The organism is Tepidimonas taiwanensis, from assembly GCF_020162115.1.
Taxonomy (GTDB): domain Bacteria; phylum Pseudomonadota; class Gammaproteobacteria; order Burkholderiales; family Burkholderiaceae_C; genus Tepidimonas; species Tepidimonas taiwanensis.
Genome location: NZ_CP083911.1, coordinates 2,598,454 through 2,618,143, shown reverse-complemented (window position 1 = coordinate 2,618,143; position 19,690 = coordinate 2,598,454). Strand labels below are relative to the sequence as shown.

Below are 19,690 nucleotides of genomic sequence, written 5' to 3'. Positions count from 1 at the left end.
TCTGGGGGCGGGGGCGTTCAGGCGGCGGCCTTGTGCGCGCGCGCGCGGCGCTTGGCCGCGTGGGCCAGGGCCGCCTCGCGCACCCAGGCGCCGTCGCGGTGCGCCTTGATGCGGGTGCCCAGGCGCTCCTTGTTGCACGGGCCGTTGCCGTTGACGGTCTGCCAGAACTCGTCCCAATCGATCTCGCCGAAGTCGTAGTGGCCGCGCTCGGGGTTCCACTTCAGCTTGGGGTCGGGCAGCGTGACGCCCAGCACCTCGGCCTGCGGCACGGTGGCGTCGACGAACTTTTGCCGCAGCTCGTCGTTGCTGATGCGCTTGATGCCCCAGCGCATGCTCTGCTCGCTGTGCACGCTGGCGCTGTCGGGCGGGCCGAACATCGCCAGGCACTTCCACCACCAGCGGTTGACGGCGTCCTGCACCATGTCGCGCTGCGCCTGCGTGCCGCGCATCATCGTCAGCAGCAGCTCGTAACCCTGGCGCTGGTGGAAGCTCTCCTCCTTGCAGATGCGGATCATCGCGCGCGCGTACGGCCCGTAGCTGCAGCGGCACAGCGGAATCTGGTTCATGATCGCGGCGCCGTCGACCAGCCAGCCGATCACGCCCACGTCCGCCCAGTTGAGCGTCGGGTAATTGAAGATCGAGCTGTACTTGGCCCGCCCGGTGAGCAACTGTTCGATCAGCTCCGCGCGGGTGACGCCCAGGGTCTCGGCCGCCGAGTACAGGTACAGCCCGTGGCCCCCTTCGTCTTGGATCTTGGCCAGCAGGATCGCCTTGCGCTTGAGGCTGGGCGCGCGCGTGACCCAGTTGCCTTCCGGCAGCATGCCCACCACCTCGCTGTGCGCGTGCTGGCTGATCTGGCGGATCAGCGTCTTGCGGTAGGCCTCGGGCATCCAGTCCTGCGGCTCGATGCGGCCATCGGCGTCGATGCGCGCCTGAAAGGCTTCGAACTTGTCGGCCGGCTCGTCCGGCTGGATCGGCTGCACCTTGGCGCCGGGGTCGGGAATGCTCAGGGCTTGGGTGTACATGGCGGTCTCCTGGAGGACGGGGCGTCAAACGGTGCGCGGGCGTTCGTCCTGCACGCGCTTGGCCTTGCCGGTCTGTGTGCGCGGCAGCGCATCGGCGTCGAGCACCGTGACGCGCGTGCTCACGCCGATGAAGGTCTTGATGCGGTGTTGCAGCTCGTGCGCGATGGTGGCGCGCTCGGCGTCGGTCAGGCGGCCCGAGAGCGACCGCTGCAGCTCGCAGCGCACCTCGAGCTGGTCCAGGTGGCCGTCGCGCGTCAGCACCAGCAGGTAGTTGCCCGACAGCTTCGGGTCGCGCAGGATTTGCTCCTCCACCTGGGTCGGGAAGACATTGACCCCGCGCAGGATGATCATGTCGTCCGTGCGGCCGGCGATCTTGCCCATGCGGCGAAACGACCGGGCGGTGGGCGGCAGCAGCCGCGTGCGGTCGCGGGTGCGGTAACGGATCACCGGCATCGCTTCCTTGGTCAGCGACGTGAAGACGAGCTCGCCCTCTTCGCCGTCGGGCAGCACCTCGCCGGTGTCCGGGTCGATGATCTCGGGGTAGAAGTGGTCCTCCCAGATCACCGGCCCGTCCTTGGTTTCGATGCACTCGTTGGCCACACCGGGCCCCATGACCTCCGACAGCCCGTAGATGTCGATCGCGTCGATCCCCAGCTTGCGCTCGATCTCGGCGCGCATGCCTTCGCCCCACGGTTCGGCACCGAAGATGCCGACCTTGAGCGAAATCTGGTCGGGCCCGATGCCCTGCTGCTCGAACGCTTCGGCGAGCACCAGCGCGTACGACGGCGTGACCATGATGATGTCGGGCTTGAAGTCCTGGATCAGCTGCACCTGTCGTTCGGTCTGGCCACCCGACATCGGGATCACCGTGCAGCCAAGGCGCTCCGCCCCGTAGTGCGCGCCCAAGCCGCCGGTGAACAGCCCGTAGCCGTAGGCCACGTGGACGATGTCACCCGGGCGCCCGCCGGCGGCGCGGATCGAACGCGCTACCAGGTTCGCCCACGTGTCGATGTCGCGCTGCGTGTAGCCGACCACGGTGGGCTTGCCCGTCGTGCCCGACGAGGCGTGCACGCGCACCACGCGCTCGCGCGGCACGGCGAACAGCCCGAAGGGATAGTTGTCGCGCAGGTCCGCCTTGGTCGTGAAGGGGAATTTCGCCAGATCGGCCAGCGTCTTGAGGTCGTCCGGGTGCACGCCCGCGGCGTCGAACTTGGCGCGGTAGTGCGGGACGTTGTCGTAGGCGTGGCGCAGCGTCCAGCGCAGGCGCTCGAGCTGCAGCGCCGCGATTTCGTCACGGCTGGCGGTCTCGATCGGCTCCAGGTCGCCGGGGCGAGGGGCTTTGACGGGCATCGGGGTCTCCTCGGGGCTCTGTGGGTATGAAGCGGCGTCAGGGGCGCGGTCGGTCCGCCGCCTGGGCAGCCTCGGCGGCATGCGCCAAACCGGCGATCACCTCGCCGCCCAGCCGATAGCTCTTGCCGCGAAACAACGCGACGGTGCGCCCGCCGCGCACCCGCACCGTGATGTCGTACACGCCGGTGCGGCCGGCCAGCGAGCGCTCGACGGCCTCGGCCTCCAGCACGTCGCCCTCCCGCGCCGGGGCCAGAAAGTCGATGTGACACGCCGACGCCACCGTGTTGTGGTTGTAGCTGTTACAGGCGTACGCGAACGCGCTGTCGGCCAGCGTGAAGATCAGCCCGCCGTGGCAGATCGCGTGGCCGTTGACCATGTCGCGCCGCACCGGCATCGACAGCACGGCCCGCCCGGGCGCGATTGCCTCCAGCCGCATGCCCAGCGCCTGCGTCGCGTGGTCGCGCGCCCACATCGCGGCGGCGACCGCCTCGGCCAGCGCCTGAGGATCGGTCGGGGCGGGAGCGGCGTCGTGGTTCATCGTGATACAAAAATACTGCGTTACTAGTGCGTTTCAGTATCACGCAAACCGCCGCGGCGTGCATTGGGGTTTACCCGAAGCGCCAAGGCACAGCCCGCCGACCCGACTAACGGCGGGTCAGGGAGGCACCAGTTGGGGGAAAGGAGGGGCGATGCCGCCCCGCTGGGTCAGGCGAGGTGCGGCGTGCCGAGCGAGCACTCGTCGTCGAGCGGCTCGAAACGCTGCCACAGCCAGCCGACCGCCCCGGGCACGTGCCCGTCCGCGAGGCACAGGCGCTCGTCCAGGTGGCGCTCGGCGGGCTCGAGCAGCGCGCGGTAAAGCCGCCGGCAGACGTCGCGCGCCTGCTCCCCGGGCCAGCCGCGCGGCAGCAGCTCCTGCGGCAACTGTGGATCGCGCAGCAGCAGGCGGCGCCAGTCGTGAATCAGCAGGGTCCGCGCGAGGAACGCCGGCGCAGGGGCCGGCGCACCGCGCGTGTGCACCTGCGCGGCGATGGGCGCGTAGCGGGCAACGAAGGCGGTGTACGCCTGCGCCAGCGCGTCCAGGTTCCACGCCTGGTGCACGAGATCCCGGTCCGGCGCGGTGCCCCGCAACGGCAACCGCTGTGCCCGCAGCGGCAGCAGGTCGCGCCGCCGCTCGCCCAGCCCGTCCGCCTGTAGCGCCTCCAGCGTCGCGTCCAGATCAGCGCTCGGGTGCACGAACACCCCGCCCGGCAACTCCCCGTAGCCCTGCCAGTACAGCGAACGGCGCAGGCGCTCGCGCTCCCGCGCCGCCAGCGCCCCGGTGGTCAGCAGCAACCGCCAATGCAGGTCCCAGCGCGGTGCGCGCGGCGCATAGATCTGGCGCGCCGCCTCCTCGGCGCGCGCGCGGCCGGCGGCGGTGAGGAGGTAGTCGGTGCGCCGGCCGCGCGCCTCGGTGGTCAGCCACCCGTCCTGCACCAGCCGGTACACCGCGGTGCGCACCAGCCGCTCGTTGACGCCCAGCGGCTCGAGCAACTGGATCACGCTGCCCAGCCACACCCGTCCGCCGCGCGGCAGGACCGCGTCGCCAAACAGGGTGATGATCAGCGACCCCGCGTGCACGCGGTCCTGCCGCGCGAACGCGTCGATGCGCGCCTGCAGCGCATCGGGCGCGTCGTCCGCGGAACGGGGCGCGGCGGTGGCATCGGCGGTGACCATGGCGCGATGGTAGCGCCAGTGGGCAACGTGGCGGCGGGGCCGGGGTGGTCGTCCGTACAAGCCGGCATCCAGCGCCGGGTCGCCGCAGCGCCGCGGGGCATCACGCGTCAGCGCGCAGCGCGCCTTCCGCCTTGCCCTTGCCCGCGCGCGCCGGCGGCTTGCACAGGCCGCAGACGTAGTGGCGCGCGTTGATGTAGGGGTCGGCCACGAAGTGGCCACCGCAGTGCGTGCAGCGCGTGCGCACGAGCATGCCCGCATCCATGAAGCGCGCCAGCCGCCACGCGCGCGTGAAGCTCAGCAGCGGCTCGATGCCGCACACGCGCATCTGCTCGGCGTAGAGGCGATACGCCTTCATGATCGCGTCGATGTCGTCCAGCGCCACGGTCTTGACGAGCGACTGGCGGATGTTCTCGAAGAGCGAGGCGTGGATGTTGGGCTGCCACTGCAGGAAGTAGTCCGTGGAAAACGGCAGCTGCCCCTTGCTGGGCGAGCGGCCCGTGACCTCCTTGTACAGGCGCAGCAGCTTCTCGTAGGAGAGATGGGTTTCGCTCTCGAGCACCTGCAGCCGCGCGCCCAGCCCGATGAGTTCGATTGCGCGCTCGATGTCGCGGGCCTCGTGGACGATGCGCTTGGGCGCTTTGGATGCAGTGGCGGTGGTCATGGCGGTCTCCGGGGCGAAGGGGAGCGGTGAAAGCGCTTTTGGCTGGGATGTCCGGCACAGAGGCGGGGCGCGGCAAACCGCGGGCGTGGAACACGAGGGGGGTTGACCGGGCCACCTCAGCGACACATCACGCCGGATCGGCTGGGGCTTGCGTCCACACCCCCTCGGGCTTCGGTGATGTGCGCGGGGACTCAGGCCGCGGCTTCGGCCAGGCGGCTTGCCATCAGGATGTTGGCGTGCAGGCGCTGCGCGGTCTCGCCCACCGAGCGCTGCGGGGCGTGGCGGCTGGTGAGCAGCGCAAACACCATCTCGTCGTCGGCCTGGAAGCGGCACAGCAGCGTGTTCTGGCTCGCCAGCTTGATGAGCTGCGCGGGCGACAGCGCCGCGAGCAGATCGACCGACGCTTCGCTCAGGCCCAGCCGGAAGGTGGCCTCGGCCTTGTCGGCGCGGATGAGCCGCTGCGCCAGCATCAGGTAGGTGAGGTTGGCCTCGCGGATGTCGGCGAGCAGCTGCTCGCGCTCGGCATCGGTCAGGGCGGGCGTCGTGCTCAGGGTGGCGGTGGCGGTCATGGCTTCACTCCTTCTCGACGGTCTCCGACGCCTGGGGCCACTGGGGTTTAGCACAGCCCGCCAAACGTCGGTTCGTTGAAAAGGATTGTGAAAACCGCCCTGCTCGACTTGAATCGGAAGGTGTCTGTTCGGCCTGTCGGCACCCCAGCAGGGGTTTGTCGGAAAAAGGCTGACACGACACCTGGCGATAACCAGGTGGATACACCAAGATCCGCGCGCCCCATCACGACCGACACAGAAGGGACAGGATCACCCCTGCCGCGCGCGCCCCACCACGCTGTCGCCCGCGCATGTAATGCCGTTTCGGCCATGCTTCACCGGAAATACAACCGGCATCGTCAGGCCGTAAGTGCGCGCGGCACTGGCGGATGAGGCCATGCGGGCGGTGGCGGCGGCTTCATGCCTCGCCCCGCTGCAGTCGCTCGCTCCTCCAGTACACGTCGTCGCCGCCATCCATCCGGTTGAGCACGCGCGCCAGCACGAACAGCAGGTCGCTCAGGCGGTTCAGGTACTGGCGCGGGGCGTCGTGGATCGCTTCCTCGTTGCCCAGCGCCACCACGCTGCGCTCGGCGCGCCGCGCAACCGTGCGGCACACGTGCGCCAGCGCCGCGGCGCGCGTACCCGCCGGCAGGATGAATTCCTGCAAGCGCGGCAGCCGCGCGTTGTAGTGCGCCAGCGCCTCGTCCAGCGCCAGCACCGCGTCGGGTTTGAGCAGCTCGTAACCCGGAATGCTCAGCTCCCCCCCCAGGTTGAAGAGCTGGTGCTGGATCTCGACCAGCACATCGCGCACGTCGTCCGGCATCGGTTCGCACAGCAACAGCCCGATGTGGGAGTTGAGTTCGTCCACGTCCCCCATCGCGTGCACGCGCAGGCTGTTTTTGCTGACGCGCTGGTTGTTGCCCAGCCCCGTGGTGCCGCCGTCCCCGGTGCGGGTGGCGATTTGCGTGAGTCGGTTGCCCATGGAATCTGTCCTTCGACGGGAGGTCCAAGCCGATAATCCCGGCATTATTGCGCTGGCGCGGTTTTGTCTTGAGTCCCCGGCTTTCCTCGCAAGCACAGAACGCTGCGGGAAAGGTGACTCATCTTCGTGCCGGATCAATATCGGCACCCCCCGCGTGAGTGCGCGCCCACCGACCGAGGAGACCCCATGAACGCCCCCCCGCCCACCCCGGCGCTGCCCGCCGTGCGCGAACGCCCCCTGCCCCCGGCGGCGTTGGAGGCGCTGCAGGCGCGCTTTGGCGCGCGCTGCACCACCGCGCTGGCCGTGCGCGAGCAGCACGGCCGCGATGAATCGGCCTACACGCACATCCCGCCCCCGGCGGCGGTGGTCTATGCGGAGTCCACCGCCGACGTCGCCGACGCGGTGCGCATCGCGGCGCAATGGCGCGTGCCGGTGATCCCATTCGGCGTCGGCTCGTCGCTGGAGGGCCACCTGCTCGCCGTGCAGGGAGGCATCAGCCTGGATGTCAGCCGCATGAACCAGGTGCTGGCCATCCAGCCGGAGGATCTGACCGCCACCGTGCAGCCGGGCGTGACGCGCAAGCAGCTCAACGAGGCGATCCGCCATCTGGGCTTGTTTTTCCCGATCGACCCGGGGGCGGACGCCACGATCGGCGGCATGGCCGCCACGCGCGCCAGCGGCACCAACGCCGTGCGCTACGGCACGATGCGCGACAACGTCCTGGCGCTGGAGGTCGTCACCGCCAGCGGCGAGGTGATCCGCACCGGCACCCGCGCGCGCAAGAGCAGCGCCGGCTATGACCTGACGCGCCTGTTCGTCGGCAGCGAGGGGACGCTGGGCGTCTTTACCGAAATCACCGTGCGGCTGTACCCGCTGCCGGAGGCGGTCTCGGCCGCGATCTGCTCCTTCCCGGACGTCGGCGCGGCGGTACGCACGACGATCGCCATCATCCAGATGGGCAGCCCGATCGCGCGCTGCGAGCTGCTGGACGCGCGCACGGTGCGCGCGGTCAACGCGCACAGCAAGCTCACGTTGCGCGAGGAGCCGATGCTGTTGATGGAGTTCCACGGCTCGCCCGCCAGCGTGCAGGAACAGGCCGAAGCGGTGCAGGCCATCGCCGACGAGCACGGCGGCCGCGCCTTCGAATGGGCCACGACCCCGGAAGAGCGCACGCGCCTGTGGACGGCGCGCCACAACGCGTACTTTGCCGGCGTGCAGAGCCGCCCCGGCTGCCGCGTCATCACGACCGACGCCTGCGTGCCGATCAGCCAGCTGGCCGACAACGTGCTCGCCGCGGTGGCGGAAGCGGACGCCGCCGGCATCCCGTACTTCCTCGTCGGGCACGTCGGCGACGGCAACTTCCACATGGGCTATTTGATCGACCCGAACGACGACACCGAACGCGCCACCGCCGAGCGGCTCAACCACGCGCTGGTCGCGCGGGCGCTGGCCAGCGGCGGCACCTGCACCGGTGAGCACGGCGTGGGGCTGCACAAGATGGGCTTCTTGCGCGCCGAGGTCGGCGACGGGGCGCTTGCGCTGATGCGCGCGATCAAGGCGGCGCTCGACCCGCACGACATCCTCAATCCGGGCAAGGTGCTGTTGGGCTGACCGGCGGCGCGGCGCGATGGCGACTTCCGAGCCCCACCCCTCCGCTGGCGCCGCCCGCCGCCACCGGCGGGCGCTGCTGCTCGTGATGCTGTACGCGACGGTCGCGGCGCTGTGGATCACCGTCTCGGACGCGCTGCTCGCCTGGGCGCTGCCGGCGGGTCCGCTGCGCGAGCGCATCGGCACCGTCAAGGGCTGGTTGTTCGTCGGCGTCACGGCGGTCCTGCTGTACGGGCTGCTGTACCGCTGGGCCGATGGCGGCGATGGGGGCGAGGCCGACACACTGCCGCCGCCCCCCGCGGGGTCGGCGCCGCGCATCGTGCCCCGCTGGGCCCTGGCGCTGCTGGCCGTGACCATCGTCGGCCTGACGGCCCTGACGCAGGCCCAGCGGTACGAGCTGGCACAGCGCGCGGTGGAACGGCAGCTGCAGGTCTCCGCCCGCGCCAAGGCCGAACAACTGGCCGACTGGCACCGCGAACGGCTCGACGACCTGCGGCTGTTTACGCAGACGCGGCCGCTGCGTGACGGCTGGACCGCGTGGCGCCAGACGCCGTCGACCGACACCGAAGCCACGCTGCGCCACCGCCTGACGCTGGTGCTGCGCTCGGGCCGCTACCGCAACGCCGGCGTGCTGGATGCGCAGGGGCGCGCAATCTGGGCCGACGGCGGCGACGCGACCACCGCCTCTCCCAACGTGCGGGCGGCGGTCGAGGCGGCACTGGCCGGCGTACCAGTGGCAACCCGCGTCTGGCACGACGGCCACGGCTGGCAGTGGCTCTACGCCGCCGCGCTGACCGACACCGCCGAGACGGGCGCGGTGGCGCTGTTCATCGCCGCACCGGAGCGCCTGGCCGCGCTGCAGGCCAGCGATCCGGCCGCACCGTACCCCGAATCGGTGATGTTGGCCCGGCGCGAGGGCGAGCAGGTGTGGTTTCTCGACGGCCCGACGGCGCAGGGGCGCGACCCCAGCCTGCCCGCGGATCACCCCCGGCACCCCGCCGCGCGCCTGCTGCGCGGCGAAGCGCCGGCCGGCGTCGCGATCGCCGGTGAAGACCGGCTGTCGACCCCGGTGTGGGCCGTGGGCCAGCCGGTGGCGGGGACCGACTGGTGGCTGCTCGTGATGCTGCCACGCGCGCACGTGCTCGACCAGGCCCTGCTCGGCGCCGGCGCGAGCCTGCTCGCGGCGCTGCTGGCGCTGTTCGCGATGATCGTCGGCGCCCTGCTCTTCGACCAGCGCGCGCGCCTGATCCAGAGCCGGGCCCGCGCCGCGGAGCTGCAGGCGGTCTACGCGCGCCTGGCCGACAGCGAGGCACGCTACCGCCTGCTCGCCGAGCACGGCGCGGACGTGGTGTGGCTCTACGACCTCGCGCACGACCGCTTCGAATACGTCAGCCCGTCGGTGCAGCGGCTGCTCGGGCTGCCGCCGCAGGCGCTGGTGGGCCGGCCGTTCGACGACGTGCTGACCCCCGCCGCCCGCGCCCACGTGCGCCAGCGCTTGCCCGAGCGCCTCGCCGAGCTGGCGCGTGGCGAGGCGTCGGCGATGACCGAGACCACCGAGCTCGTGCTGCAGCACGCGGACGGCCGAGCGGTGGTCAGCGAAACCGTGTCCTCGCTCGTGCTCGACGCGCAGGGCCAGCCCGTGCGCCTGCAGGGCGTCACGCGCGACCTCACGGCCCGGCGCGAGGCCGAGGCCCAGATCCGCCGCCTGACCCAGGCCATCGAACAAAGCCCGGCCGCCGTCGTCATCACGGACGCCGAGGGCCACATCGAATATGTCAACCCGGCGTTCGAGCGCATCAGCGGCTACCGCCTGGCGCAGGTTCAGGGACGCAATCCCCGCATGCTGTCATCGGGGCGCGTGCCGGCGTCGACGTGGCGGCAGGCGTGGCGGCTCCTGCGCGACGGCCGCCCGTGGAGCGGCGAGGTGATCAACCGCCGCCCGGACGGCAGCGAGTACCTGCAGGCGGTCACGATCGCCCCGGTGCTCGACCCGCACGGGCAGATCACGCACTACGTCTCGGTGCAGCTCGACATCTCCGCCCAGCGCGACGCCGAGGCCAAGGCGTACCAGCTGGCCTGGTTCGATCCGCTCACGGGGCTGCCGAACCGGGCGCGCACGCTGCAAGTGATCGCCAACGCCCTGCAGGGCGACCGGCTGCACCGGCGGCATCGTGCGCTGCTGCTGCTCAACATCGACCGCTTCAAGACCTTCAACGAAGCGCTGGGCCACGCCAGCGGCGACGCGCTGCTGCGCCAGTTGGCGCAGCGTCTGCAGCAAGACCTGCCCCCCGTGGCGCTGCTGGCGCGGCTGGGCGGCGACGAGTTTGCGCTGTTGACCCAGGCCTCGACGGGCGACGTGCTCAGCGCCTCGCAGGAGGCGCAGCGGCTCGCGGAAGCGATCCACGCTGCGTTGGCTGCGCCGTTCGACGCCGGCGACGGCAGTGACCGGCGCGTCAACATCACCGTCAGCATCGGCATCGCCGTGCTGCCGCACGGCGCGGACGAGAGCCCGCTCAACGTCTTGCGGCGTGCCGACACGGCGCTGCGGCGCGCCAAGGAAATGGGGGGCCGGCAGAGCGTCTTTTTCGACGAGGCGATGGGTGCGACCGTGGCGCAGCGCTTTGCCATCGAACAGGCGCTGCGGCGCGCGCTGGGGGCACAGGAGCTGCGCCTGTACCTGCAACCCCAGACCGATGCGACCGGACGCTGGCGCGCGGCCGAGGCGCTGGTGCGCTGGCAACACCCGACGCAGGGGCTCGTGCCGCCGGCCGCATTCGTCCCGGTGGCGGAGGACTGCGACCTCATCGCACCGCTCGGGGCTTGGGTGCTCGAGGCCACCTGCGCCGAGCTGGGCCGGCTGGCGCGCGCGGGCTGCCGGCTGCCCATCGCGGTCAACGTCAGCCCCCGGCAGTTCCACCGCCCGCATTTCGTCGACGAGGTGCTCACCGCCCTGCGCCGGCACGGCGCCGAACCGGCCGACCTCGTGCTCGAGGTGACCGAAGGCGTCGTCGTCGACGACGTCGACGCGGTCGTGGAACGCATGCGCGCGCTCACCAGCGAGGGGGTTCGGTTCTCGATCGACGATTTCGGAACCGGCTATTCGTCGCTGTCGTACCTGCGGCGGCTGCCCATCCACGAAATCAAGATCGACCGCAGCTTCGTGCAGGACGCCCCCCGCGACGCGGGCTCCGCCGCGCTGGTGGAGGCGATCATCGCGGTGGCGGAGCGGCTGCGGCTGCGCGTCGTGGCCGAGGGGGTGGAAACGCCCGAGCACGCGGCGTACTTCGCGCGCTGGCCCCATGTGCTGCAGCAGGGCTACCTGCACGGCCTGCCCGAACCGGCGGCGGCGGTGCTGGCGCGCTGGCTGGCCGATGAGTGCCCGGGGGGCGCCGCCAACGGCGCACGGTAGGCCCACACCGGCCGGCCGTCCGGACAGTGCCAGCACACCGTCGGGGTCCAGCCGGGCACGTCGAACTCCAGGCTCACCAGCCAGGCCCCGGGGCGCAGCTCGCGCGCGGCCTTTTCTGCCGCGCGCGGCATCGTCTCGGGCCGCTGGAACAGGTACACGAGGTCGTAGCCCGACCAATCCAGCGTCCACATGTCCCCCCGCCACACGCGCGCGCCCACCGGCGCGCGCAGCCGCGCCAGCCACGCGAAGGGCCACGAACGCTCGACGCCGTCGAGCCGCGCATCCGGATACGCCCGTTCCAGCGCCCGCAACCCATCACCGGCACCGCAGCCGGCGTCGAGCACGCGCGCCACGGGCGGCAGCCACACCGCCTCGCGCAGGCCATCGAGCGCGCCGGGCGGCGTCGGGTACAGCGGCGCGTCGCGCCACGTGCGCCACGGGTACATCGCCAGCGCCAGCGCCAGCAGCACCGCCCACACCCACGCCGGCGGCAGCGGCACCATCCCGGCGGCGAGCACCCACGACAGCGGAAACCCCAACGCCATCACCATGCGCCGCATCGGCGTGGTGCCGCGGCGCAGCGCCCACACCAGCGCGAGCAGCGCCGGGATGCCAAACGCCTCGGCCACCGGCCGCTGCAGGCCGACGCGCAGCGCGACGAACCCCGCCCAGGCCACGACCCACAGCGCGAGCGCCGGCAGCGGCCAGCGGTCCACCGCCGCGGACGCGGGGCGGGCGCGGGAGCGGGCGCGATCGCGCATCAGCCGTGCAGCGCGCGCAGCCGGTCGATCAGCCCGTTGAGCTCATCCAGCGAGCCAAAGGCGATCGCCAGCTCCCCCTGTTCCCACACGCGGCCACCGCGCTTGACGCGTTTTTTCACGCGCACCTCGACCTCGGCGGCCAGCAGCTCGGCGAGCTCCTCCTCCACCCGGCGGACGTCGCGCGACTTCTCGGCCTTGGGGCGCGGCGGCGTCAGGGCGAACTCGGCCGTCAGGCGCTTGACCAGCGACTCGGCCTCGCGCACCGACAGGCCCTTGGCCGCGATCTGGTGCGCCGCGGTGATCTGGGTCGCCCGATCCAGGCTCAGCAGCGCGCGCGCATGCCCCATGTCCAGGTCGCCCGCCATCAGCATCGTCTGCACCGGCTCGGCCAGTTGCAGCAGGCGCAGCAGGTTGGTCGCCGCGCTGCGCGAGCGCCCCACGGCCTGCGCCGCCTGCTCGTGCGTCAGGCCGAACTCCTTGATCAGGCGCTGCAGGCCCTGCGCCTCCTCCAGCGGGTTCAGATCCTCGCGCTGGATATTCTCGATCAGCGCCATCGCGGCGGCGACCTCGTCCGGTACCTCGCGCACCAGCACCGGCACCTCGTCGAGTCCCGCCAGCCGCGCCGCGCGGAAGCGCCGCTCCCCGGCGATGATTTCGTACACCGGCCGCGCCCCCCGCGGCGCGGCGGGCGCAAACGGCTGCCCCGCCGGGCTGGCGTGCCACGCCGCCAGCCGCTGCGCCCCCACGTCGTCCGCCAGGCGCCGCACCAGCACCGGCTGCATCACGCCCTGGGCGCGGATGCTCTCGGCCAGCTCGTACAGCGCGCCCTCGTCCATGCGCGTGCGCGGTTGGTACGCCCCGGGCACCAGGTCCGCCAGCGGCAGGCTGCGCGGTGCGTCGTCCGCGGGCGCCGCGTCCACGGCGGGGCCCAGCAACACCTCGAGCCCGCGCCCGAGGCCTTTGGGTTTTTTGCTCACCATCGATCTCGTCCTGCAAACCGCTTTTGTTTTTTCGTCCCGCGAGCCGGCTGGGATCGCCCCACGCGCGCCTCGCGCTTCACAGGGTGTCGACGCGCGCCACCATCTCGCGCGCGAACTCGACGAACGCCTTGGCCCCGCGCGAGCCGGGGTCAAATACCACGCCCGGCAGTCCGTAGCTCGGCGCCTCCGCCAGCCGGACGTTGCGCGGGATGACGGTGTCGAACACCTTGTCGCCGAAGTGCGCCTTGAGCTGGTCACTCACCTGCTGCTGCAGCGTCATGCGCGGGTCGAACATCACGCGCAGCAGCCCGATCAGACGCAGCTCTCGGTTGAGGTTGGCGTGCACCTGCTTGATGCTGTTGACCAGGTCGGACAACCCTTCCAGCGCGAAGTACTCGCACTGCATCGGCACGATCACACCGTGCGCCGCGCACAGGCCGTTGAGCGTGAGCAGGCTCAGCGACGGCGGACAGTCGATCAAGACGAAGTCGTAATCGGCCGCGACCGCGCGCAGGGCATCGCGCAGCCGGTGCTCGCGGCGCTCCAGCGACACCAGCTCGACCTCGGCGCCGGCCAGTTCACGGTTGGCGCCGAGCACGTCGTACCCGGCCGCGGCGCTGCGCTGCACCGCGTCGCGCACGGCCGCCGTGCCGAGCAGCACTTCGTACACCGATGCGGGGAGCGTACGCTTGTCCACGCCGGAACCCATCGTCGCGTTGCCCTGCGGGTCCAGGTCCACCAGCAGCACGCGCTGGCCCACCTGCGCCAGACCCGCCGCAAGGTTGACCGCGGTGGTCGTCTTGCCGACCCCCCCCTTCTGGTTCGCCACACAGAAAACACGCGCCGCCATTGCGTCCGCCTTTCTTCCGCCTCGGCCCGCCCGTCACCGCGACAGGGCGAGCTTGACGCCAAAGCCCAGCAACAGCGCCCCCGCGCCCCGGTTGAGCCAGGCGGCGACGGCGGGACGGGCGCGCATGCGCTCGGCCAGCCGGTGCGTCAGCCACACGACCGTCAGCCCATACCCCAGGGTCAGCACGGCGATCGTCGCCGCCATGACGCCGAACGTCAACAGGCCCTGATGGCGCGCCGGGTCGACGAAGAGCGGGAAGAACGCCATGTAGAACACGATCGCCTTCGGATTGAGCAACGTGATCGTCAGGCTCTGGCGGAAATAGTGCCCGGCGCGCATCTGCAGCACCGGCGCATCGCCCGGCCGGATCCGCAGCAGGCGCACGCCCAGCCACGCCAGATACGCAGCACCCAGCCACTGCACGGCCGCGAACGCCGCCGGATACGCCAGCAGCAGCGCCGCCACGCCGGCCACCGCGAGCCACATCAACACCTGGTCCCCGGCGATGACGCCGAGCGTTGCCGCGAGCCCGCCGCGCAGCCCGCCCTTGCCCGTCGACGTCACGAGGGCGAGGTTGCCCGGTCCGGGAATGGCCAGAAAAACGAGCACGGCAACGACAAAAGCCCCGTAATCGGCGACGCCGAACATCATCGAACTCCAGCGGTTGAGGAAACGCAGCGGCAGGGGTGGAGTTTACGGGGAATCCACCGCCGCGGGCCGCATCCAGACCAGACAGCGCTCGGCGTCCAGCCCGGGCACGGACAGGGGTTCCACGTGAAACACCTCCACATCGCGGGGCAACGCGGCGATCTCGTCGTGCGGCACCCGCCCCTTCATCGCCATCCAGACCCCGCCCGGGGCCAGACAGCCGCGCGACAGCGCCACGAAATCGGCGAGCGACGCAAACGCGCGCGACACCACGACGTCGAAAGGCTGCGCCAACGTCTCGACGCGCGCGTGCACGCCCCGAAGATTCGGCAGCCCGAGCGTCGCGGCGACCTGGGTGATGAACGCCGCTTTCTTCGCCACCGTATCGACGCAGGTGACCGCGCATGCCGGGCAGGCGATCGCCAGCACCACGCCCGGCAGCCCCCCGCCCGAGCCGACATCGAGCACGCGCGCCATTGACGGAGCGGCCACCACCCCGGACGGCGCATCATCCGACCACCCCAGCTGGCGCCGCAGGGGTGCCACCACCGCCAGGCTGTCGAGCAAGTGCTGTGTCAGCATCTCCGCCGGCGCGCGCACCGCGGTCAGGTTGTACACGCGGTTCCAGCGCGCCAGCGCCTCCAGGTACGCCAGCAGCCGGCGCACCGCATCGTCCGGCAGCGCGAGGCCCAGCGCCGCGAGCCCGTCGCGCAGCAGCCCTTCCAGCGACGGCGGCGTCATGCGGCGCGCGCCGCACCCGCGGCCTCGTCCACGCCGGCGCTGTCCGCGAACCCCTTGAAGCGCCCGCGCTTCAGGTGGATCAACAGCAGCGAAATCGCCGCCGGCGTGACCCCGGAAATGCGCGCCGCCTGTCCCAGCGTTTCGGGGCGGTGTTTTTGCAGCTTTTGCCGCACCTCGATGCTCAGGCCGGCCACCTGCAGGTAGTCCAGCTCCGGCGGCAGCTTCAGGTGCTCGTACGCGGCCGCGCGCTGCACCTCGTCGCGCTGACGCTCGATATAGCCGGCGTATTTGGCACCGATCTCGACCTGCTCGACCACCGGCGCGTACAGATCGGCCAGCGTTTCACGTGAAACCTCGGGGCTGGCAAAACGCCCCCCCTCCAGCGACATCAGCGCCTCGTACCCCACCCCTGGCCGGCGCAACAGGTCGAACAGGTTGTACTCGTGCTCGATGCCCTTGCCCAGCACGCGCTCCGCTTCCGCCGCCGAGACGATGCGCGGGTTGACCCACGTGGACTTGAGCCGCTCGGTTTCACGTGAAACAGCGTCGCGCTTGCGGCAGAAGGCCTCCCAACGCGCGTCGTCCACCAGCCCGAGGCGGCGGCCGACCTCGGTCAGCCGCATGTCGGCGTTGTCCTCGCGCAGCTGCAGCCGGTACTCCGCGCGGCTCGTGAACATCCGGTACGGCTCGGTCACGCCCTTGGTGATCAAGTCGTCTACCAGCACACCCAGGTAAGCCTCGTCGCGCCCCGGCACCCAGGGGTCGCGCTCCTGCACCTGCAGCGCGGCGTTGATCCCGGCGTACAGCCCCTGCGCCGCCGCCTCCTCGTACCCCGTCGTGCCGTTGATCTGCCCGGCAAAAAACAGGCCCCGGATGGACTTGGTCTCGAACGTCGAGCGCAACGCGCGCGGGTCGAAATAGTCGTACTCGATCGCGTAGCCGGGGCGCAGGATGTGGGCGTTTTCCAGCCCCGCGATGGAGCGCACCAGCGCGTACTGGATGTCGAACGGCAGGCTCGTGGAGATACCGTTCGGGTACACCTCGTGCGTGTCCAGCCCCTCTGGCTCGAGGAAGATCTGATGGCTGTCCTTGTCGGCAAAGCGGTTGATCTTGTCCTCGACGCTCGGGCAGTAGCGCGGGCCAACCCCCTCGATCTTGCCGGTGAACATCGGGCTGCGATCAAAGCCGCTGCGGATGATCTCGTGCGTGCGCGCGTTGGTGTGCGTCACCCAGCACGGCACCTGGGGCGGGTGCATCTCGGGACGCCCCAGAAAGCTGAACACCGGCACCGCCTGCCCCTCGGTTTCCGACCCCGGCATCCCGTCGCCCGGCTGCACCGTGCAGCGCGACCAGTCGATGGTGCGCCCGTCGAGTCGCGGCGGCGTCCCGGTCTTGAGCCGCCCCTGCGGGAGCTGCAGCTCCTTCAGCCGCGCCGAGAGGCGAATCGCCGGCGGATCCCCCGCGCGCCCGGCGCTGTAGTGCTCGAGGCCCACGTGGATCTTGCCATCCAGAAACGTTCCCGCCGTCAACACCACGGCGCGCGCGCGGAACCGCACCCCGATCTGCGTCACGGCCCCCACGACCCGGTCACCCTCGACGATCAGGTCGTCCACCGCCTGCTGGAACAGCCACAGGTTCGGCTGGTTTTCCAGGCGGCGGCGGATGGCCGCCTTGTACAGCTTGCGGTCGGCCTGGGCGCGCGTCGCCCGCACGGCCGGCCCCTTGCTGGCGTTGAGGATGCGGAACTGAATCCCGGCCTCGTCGGTGGCCAGCGCCATCGCGCCGCCCAGCGCGTCCACCTCCTTGACCAGATGCCCCTTGCCGATGCCGCCAATGCTGGGGTTGCAGCTCATCTGTCCCAGCGTCTCGATGTTGTGGGTCAGCAGCAAGGTGCGGCAGCCCATGCGCGCGGCGGCAAGCGCCGCTTCGGTGCCGGCGTGCCCGCCACCGACGACGATGACATCGAAAGCCTCGGGATACCACATGGATACGGCGCTCCAACGACGACGGGCCGCGACCCCACACCGGCCCGGCCCCGCCCATGACAAAACGAGAGGCGCGAATTGTCCCACGTTCGCCGCACCCGTGCACCCGGCGCGGCGGTTACCCCGCCATCACGGGCCTTCTGCCACAATGTCCGCATGCGCCGCAAGCTCCCCATCGGCATCCAGACCTTCCGCAAAATCCGCGAAGAAGGCTGTTACTACGTCGACAAGACGCCGTATGCCATTCGGCTCGTCGAGCAGGGCACGCACTACTTCCTCTCGCGCCCCCGCCGCTTTGGCAAAAGCCTGTTTCTGGATACGCTCGCGGAGCTGTTCGCGGGCAACCGAGCGCTCTTCGAGGGGCTCTACGCCGAACACCACTGGGACTGGTCGGTGCGCTACCCCGTTATCCGCATCAGCTTCGCCGCTGGACGGTTGGAAACTCGCGAGGCGCTCGAAGCCCACATCGCCGCCGAACTCGAAGGCAATGCCCAGCGCCTGGGCGTGATGCTCGCCGATGCCGCCGATAGTCACCTGCGCTTTCGCGCGCTCATCCAAGCCGCGGTGGTGCGGCATGGCCAGCGCGCCGTGGTGCTCGTCGACGAGTACGACAAGCCGATTCTGGACAACCTCGGCGACAAGGCGGTGGCCGCTGCGATGCGCGAGGGCCTGCGGAACCTCTACTCCGTCCTCAAGGACCAGGACGCGCACCTGCGCTTCGTGTTCTTAACCGGTGTCTCCAAGTTCAGCAAGGTCTCCATCTTCTCGGGGCTGAACAACCTGCGCGACATCACGCTCAGCCCCGAGTACTCGGCCATCTGCGGCTACACGGACGCGGACATCGACACCGTCTTCGCCCCGGAACTCGAAGGACTCGACCGCGAGGAGATTCGGCGCTGGTACAACGGCTATGGGTGGCTGGGCGAGCGCGTCTACAACCCGTTCGATGTGCTGCTGCTCTTTCAGGAACGGCTCTTTCGCGCCTGGTGGTTCGAGACGGGAACGCCGACATTTCTGATTGAGCTGCTCGCCAAACGCCACACGTTCACGCCGCAGCTCGACGCGCTCATTGCCAGCGAGCAGTTGCTCAACGCCTTTGACGTCGAACACATCGCGACCGAGGCGATTCTGTGGCAGACGGGTTATCTGACGATTCAGGGTCACCGCCGCACCGGGGCACGCACGGAGTATCGGCTCGGCTACCCGAACCTGGAGGTGGAAGCCGCGCTCAACGAATCGCTGCTGGCGGCCATCGCGCCGGAGACCATCGAGCTGGGGCTGCGTACCAGCCGGCTGTTCGACTTGCTCATGGCGATGGACTTCGAGGGCCTCAAGACCCACTTCGAGAGCCTCTACGCCTCCATCCCCGTCGATTGGTACCGCAACAACCCCATCACGCAGTACGAGGGCTACTGGGCGAGTGTCTTCTACTCGCACATCGCGAGTCTCGGCCTGGACCTGACGCCCGAGGACGTCACCAACCAGGGCCGAATCGACCTCACGCTCAAGCTCGACAACGCCATCGTCGTCATCGAGTTCAAGCGTGTCGAGGGGACCACCCCCACGGGCGAAGCCATCGCGCAACTGAAGGCCCGCGGCTACGCCGACAAGTACCGCGCGGACGGCCGCCCCATCTACCTGCTCGGCATCGAGTTCAGCGCGGAATTGCGCAATATCGTCGGCTGGGACGTCGAGCCCCTGGCCGACGGTCGCCACGCATGACCCTGTCCTGCCGGCCCGGGTGCGGCGCCTGTTGCATCGCCCCGTCGATCAGCAGCCCGATGCCGGGCCTGCCGCACGGCAAACCGGCGGGTGTACCTTGCCCGCACCTGGACGACGACCGGCGCTGCCGGCTGTTCGGTCGACCGGAACGGCCGGCGGTGTGCCGCTCGCTGTCACCGAGCTCGGAAATGTGCGGCGACCACCCGGCACAGGCGCTGGCGTGGCTGACCGCGCTGGAGCACGCCACCCACCCCCGGTCCGAAGACCCCGCGCGATGTTCCACGTGAAACCGTCACGAGAACACATCGCAAACCACTCCCTCACTACCGTGGTATCGGCGCGTCATCGAAAAGCCGCAGCCCCTGCTCTCTGCACCCCCCTTGCTGCAGGTCAACGGAACAGGATACAGTCGGAGGTATCTTCAACGCGTCTTTACTCGTTCACTCGCGGATAACACACCCAAGGAGTAGCACCATGACCCGCAACGTCGGCGGCATCGACCGCATCCTGCGCATCGTGATTGGCCTGGCCCTGATCATCGCCGCTGCCACCGGCGCGGTGGGCGTGTGGGGCTGGATCGGCGTCGTGCCGCTGGCCACCGGGCTGATCGGCTGGTGTCCGCCGTACGCGATCTTCGGCATCAACACCTGCAAGACGCGCACCGGCGAGTGAGCCGCCCGCCGGGCGGGCATGACGCGCCCGGTTTG

The 19,690-nt window shown here is 70.6% G+C and carries 18 protein-coding genes; 5 read left to right on the top strand and 13 right to left on the bottom strand.

The window, feature by feature from the left end; all coding sequences use genetic code 11:
• Positions 1–17 precede the first annotated feature (17 nt).
• The 7 genes from paaA to LCC91_RS12320 all read right to left on the bottom strand — a co-directional run bounded on the left by paaA (position 18) and on the right by LCC91_RS12320 (position 6,279).
• Positions 18–1,025, bottom strand: coding sequence for a 1,2-phenylacetyl-CoA epoxidase subunit PaaA (gene paaA / locus LCC91_RS12350; protein WP_043698283.1), 1,008 nt, complete (start codon positions 1,023–1,025; stop codon positions 18–20).
• 24 nt (positions 1,026–1,049) lie between these two features.
• Positions 1,050–2,375 (bottom strand): phenylacetate--CoA ligase PaaK, encoded by a 1,326-nt coding sequence (gene paaK, locus LCC91_RS12345; RefSeq protein WP_043698286.1) that lies wholly within the window; start codon positions 2,373–2,375, stop codon positions 1,050–1,052.
• Between the two features lie 37 nt (positions 2,376–2,412).
• Positions 2,413–2,913, bottom strand: a complete 501-nt coding sequence (gene paaI, locus LCC91_RS12340) for a hydroxyphenylacetyl-CoA thioesterase PaaI (RefSeq protein ID WP_043698289.1) — start codon at positions 2,911–2,913, stop codon at positions 2,413–2,415.
• A 167-nt stretch (positions 2,914–3,080) separates the two neighbouring features.
• Positions 3,081–4,088 carry a phenylacetic acid degradation operon negative regulatory protein PaaX gene (paaX, locus tag LCC91_RS12335; protein ID WP_185974940.1) on the bottom strand — a complete coding sequence of 336 codons (1,008 nt, stop codon included), beginning with the start codon at positions 4,086–4,088 and terminating at the stop codon, positions 3,081–3,083.
• 100 nt (positions 4,089–4,188) lie between these two features.
• Complete coding sequence (gene flhC / locus LCC91_RS12330; protein ID WP_058616540.1) at positions 4,189–4,749, bottom strand: flagellar transcriptional regulator FlhC; 561 nt, start codon at positions 4,747–4,749, stop codon at positions 4,189–4,191.
• A 191-nt stretch (positions 4,750–4,940) separates the two neighbouring features.
• Positions 4,941–5,318, bottom strand: coding sequence for a flagellar transcriptional regulator FlhD (flhD, locus tag LCC91_RS12325; RefSeq protein ID WP_052231690.1), 378 nt, complete (start codon positions 5,316–5,318; stop codon positions 4,941–4,943).
• 397 nt (positions 5,319–5,715) lie between these two features.
• Positions 5,716–6,279 (bottom strand): cob(I)yrinic acid a,c-diamide adenosyltransferase, encoded by a 564-nt coding sequence (locus LCC91_RS12320; protein WP_043702621.1) that lies wholly within the window; start codon positions 6,277–6,279, stop codon positions 5,716–5,718.
• Positions 6,280–6,465: 186 nt separating this feature from the next.
• Here LCC91_RS12320 and LCC91_RS12315 point away from each other — a divergent pair, with 186 nt between their 5' ends.
• Both LCC91_RS12315 and LCC91_RS12310 read left to right on the top strand, forming a co-directional pair.
• Positions 6,466–7,890, top strand: a complete 1,425-nt coding sequence (locus tag LCC91_RS12315; protein WP_043702624.1) for an FAD-binding oxidoreductase — start codon at positions 6,466–6,468, stop codon at positions 7,888–7,890.
• A gap of 16 nt (positions 7,891–7,906) precedes the next feature.
• The gene (locus LCC91_RS12310; protein WP_143898504.1) at positions 7,907–11,296 is read left to right on the top strand and encodes an EAL domain-containing protein; all 3,390 of its coding nucleotides are present in this window, start codon (positions 7,907–7,909) and stop codon (positions 11,294–11,296) included.
• Here the strand turns inward: LCC91_RS12310 and LCC91_RS12305 are convergent.
• The 6 genes from LCC91_RS12305 to mnmG form a co-directional block, all read right to left on the bottom strand.
• On the bottom strand, positions 11,203–12,057 hold the full coding sequence (locus LCC91_RS12305) for a class I SAM-dependent methyltransferase (RefSeq protein ID WP_143898502.1): 855 nt from the start codon (positions 12,055–12,057) through the stop codon (positions 11,203–11,205). The two genes, LCC91_RS12310 and LCC91_RS12305, sit on opposite strands and share 94 nt — an antisense overlap.
• Positions 12,057–13,037, bottom strand: coding sequence for a ParB/RepB/Spo0J family partition protein (locus LCC91_RS12300; RefSeq protein WP_043702631.1), 981 nt, complete (start codon positions 13,035–13,037; stop codon positions 12,057–12,059). The genes LCC91_RS12305 and LCC91_RS12300 overlap by 1 nt, the downstream gene beginning before the upstream one ends.
• Before the next feature lie 76 nt (positions 13,038–13,113).
• Positions 13,114–13,887: a ParA family protein gene (locus LCC91_RS12295; protein WP_043702634.1), complete on the bottom strand. Its 774-nt coding sequence runs from the start codon at positions 13,885–13,887 to the stop codon at positions 13,114–13,116.
• A 33-nt stretch (positions 13,888–13,920) separates the two neighbouring features.
• Entirely contained in the window at positions 13,921–14,535 is a 615-nt protein-coding gene (locus LCC91_RS12290) for a LysE family transporter (RefSeq protein ID WP_043702669.1), read from the bottom strand.
• Between the two features lie 45 nt (positions 14,536–14,580).
• Complete coding sequence (gene rsmG, locus LCC91_RS12285) at positions 14,581–15,276, bottom strand: 16S rRNA (guanine(527)-N(7))-methyltransferase RsmG (RefSeq protein WP_043702637.1); 696 nt, start codon at positions 15,274–15,276, stop codon at positions 14,581–14,583.
• A complete protein-coding gene (gene mnmG / locus LCC91_RS12280) occupies positions 15,273–17,261 on the bottom strand; it encodes a tRNA uridine-5-carboxymethylaminomethyl(34) synthesis enzyme MnmG (protein ID WP_043702640.1) in 1,989 nt (662 codons plus the stop codon). The genes rsmG and mnmG overlap by 4 nt, the downstream gene beginning before the upstream one ends.
• Positions 17,262–17,417: 156 nt before the next feature.
• Here mnmG and LCC91_RS12275 point away from each other — a divergent pair, with 156 nt between their 5' ends.
• The 3 genes from LCC91_RS12275 (at position 17,418) to LCC91_RS12265 (ending at position 19,655) form a co-directional block, all read left to right on the top strand.
• On the top strand, positions 17,418–18,983 hold the full coding sequence (locus LCC91_RS12275; RefSeq protein WP_043702644.1) for an ATP-binding protein: 1,566 nt from the start codon (positions 17,418–17,420) through the stop codon (positions 18,981–18,983).
• Positions 18,980–19,270 (top strand): YkgJ family cysteine cluster protein, encoded by a 291-nt coding sequence (locus tag LCC91_RS12270; protein ID WP_082007665.1) that lies wholly within the window; start codon positions 18,980–18,982, stop codon positions 19,268–19,270. Before LCC91_RS12275 ends, LCC91_RS12270 begins: the two co-directional genes overlap by 4 nt.
• 187 nt (positions 19,271–19,457) lie before the next feature.
• A complete protein-coding gene (locus tag LCC91_RS12265) occupies positions 19,458–19,655 on the top strand; it encodes a YgaP family membrane protein (protein ID WP_043702648.1) in 198 nt (65 codons plus the stop codon).
• Positions 19,656–19,690: the final 35 nt, after the last annotated feature.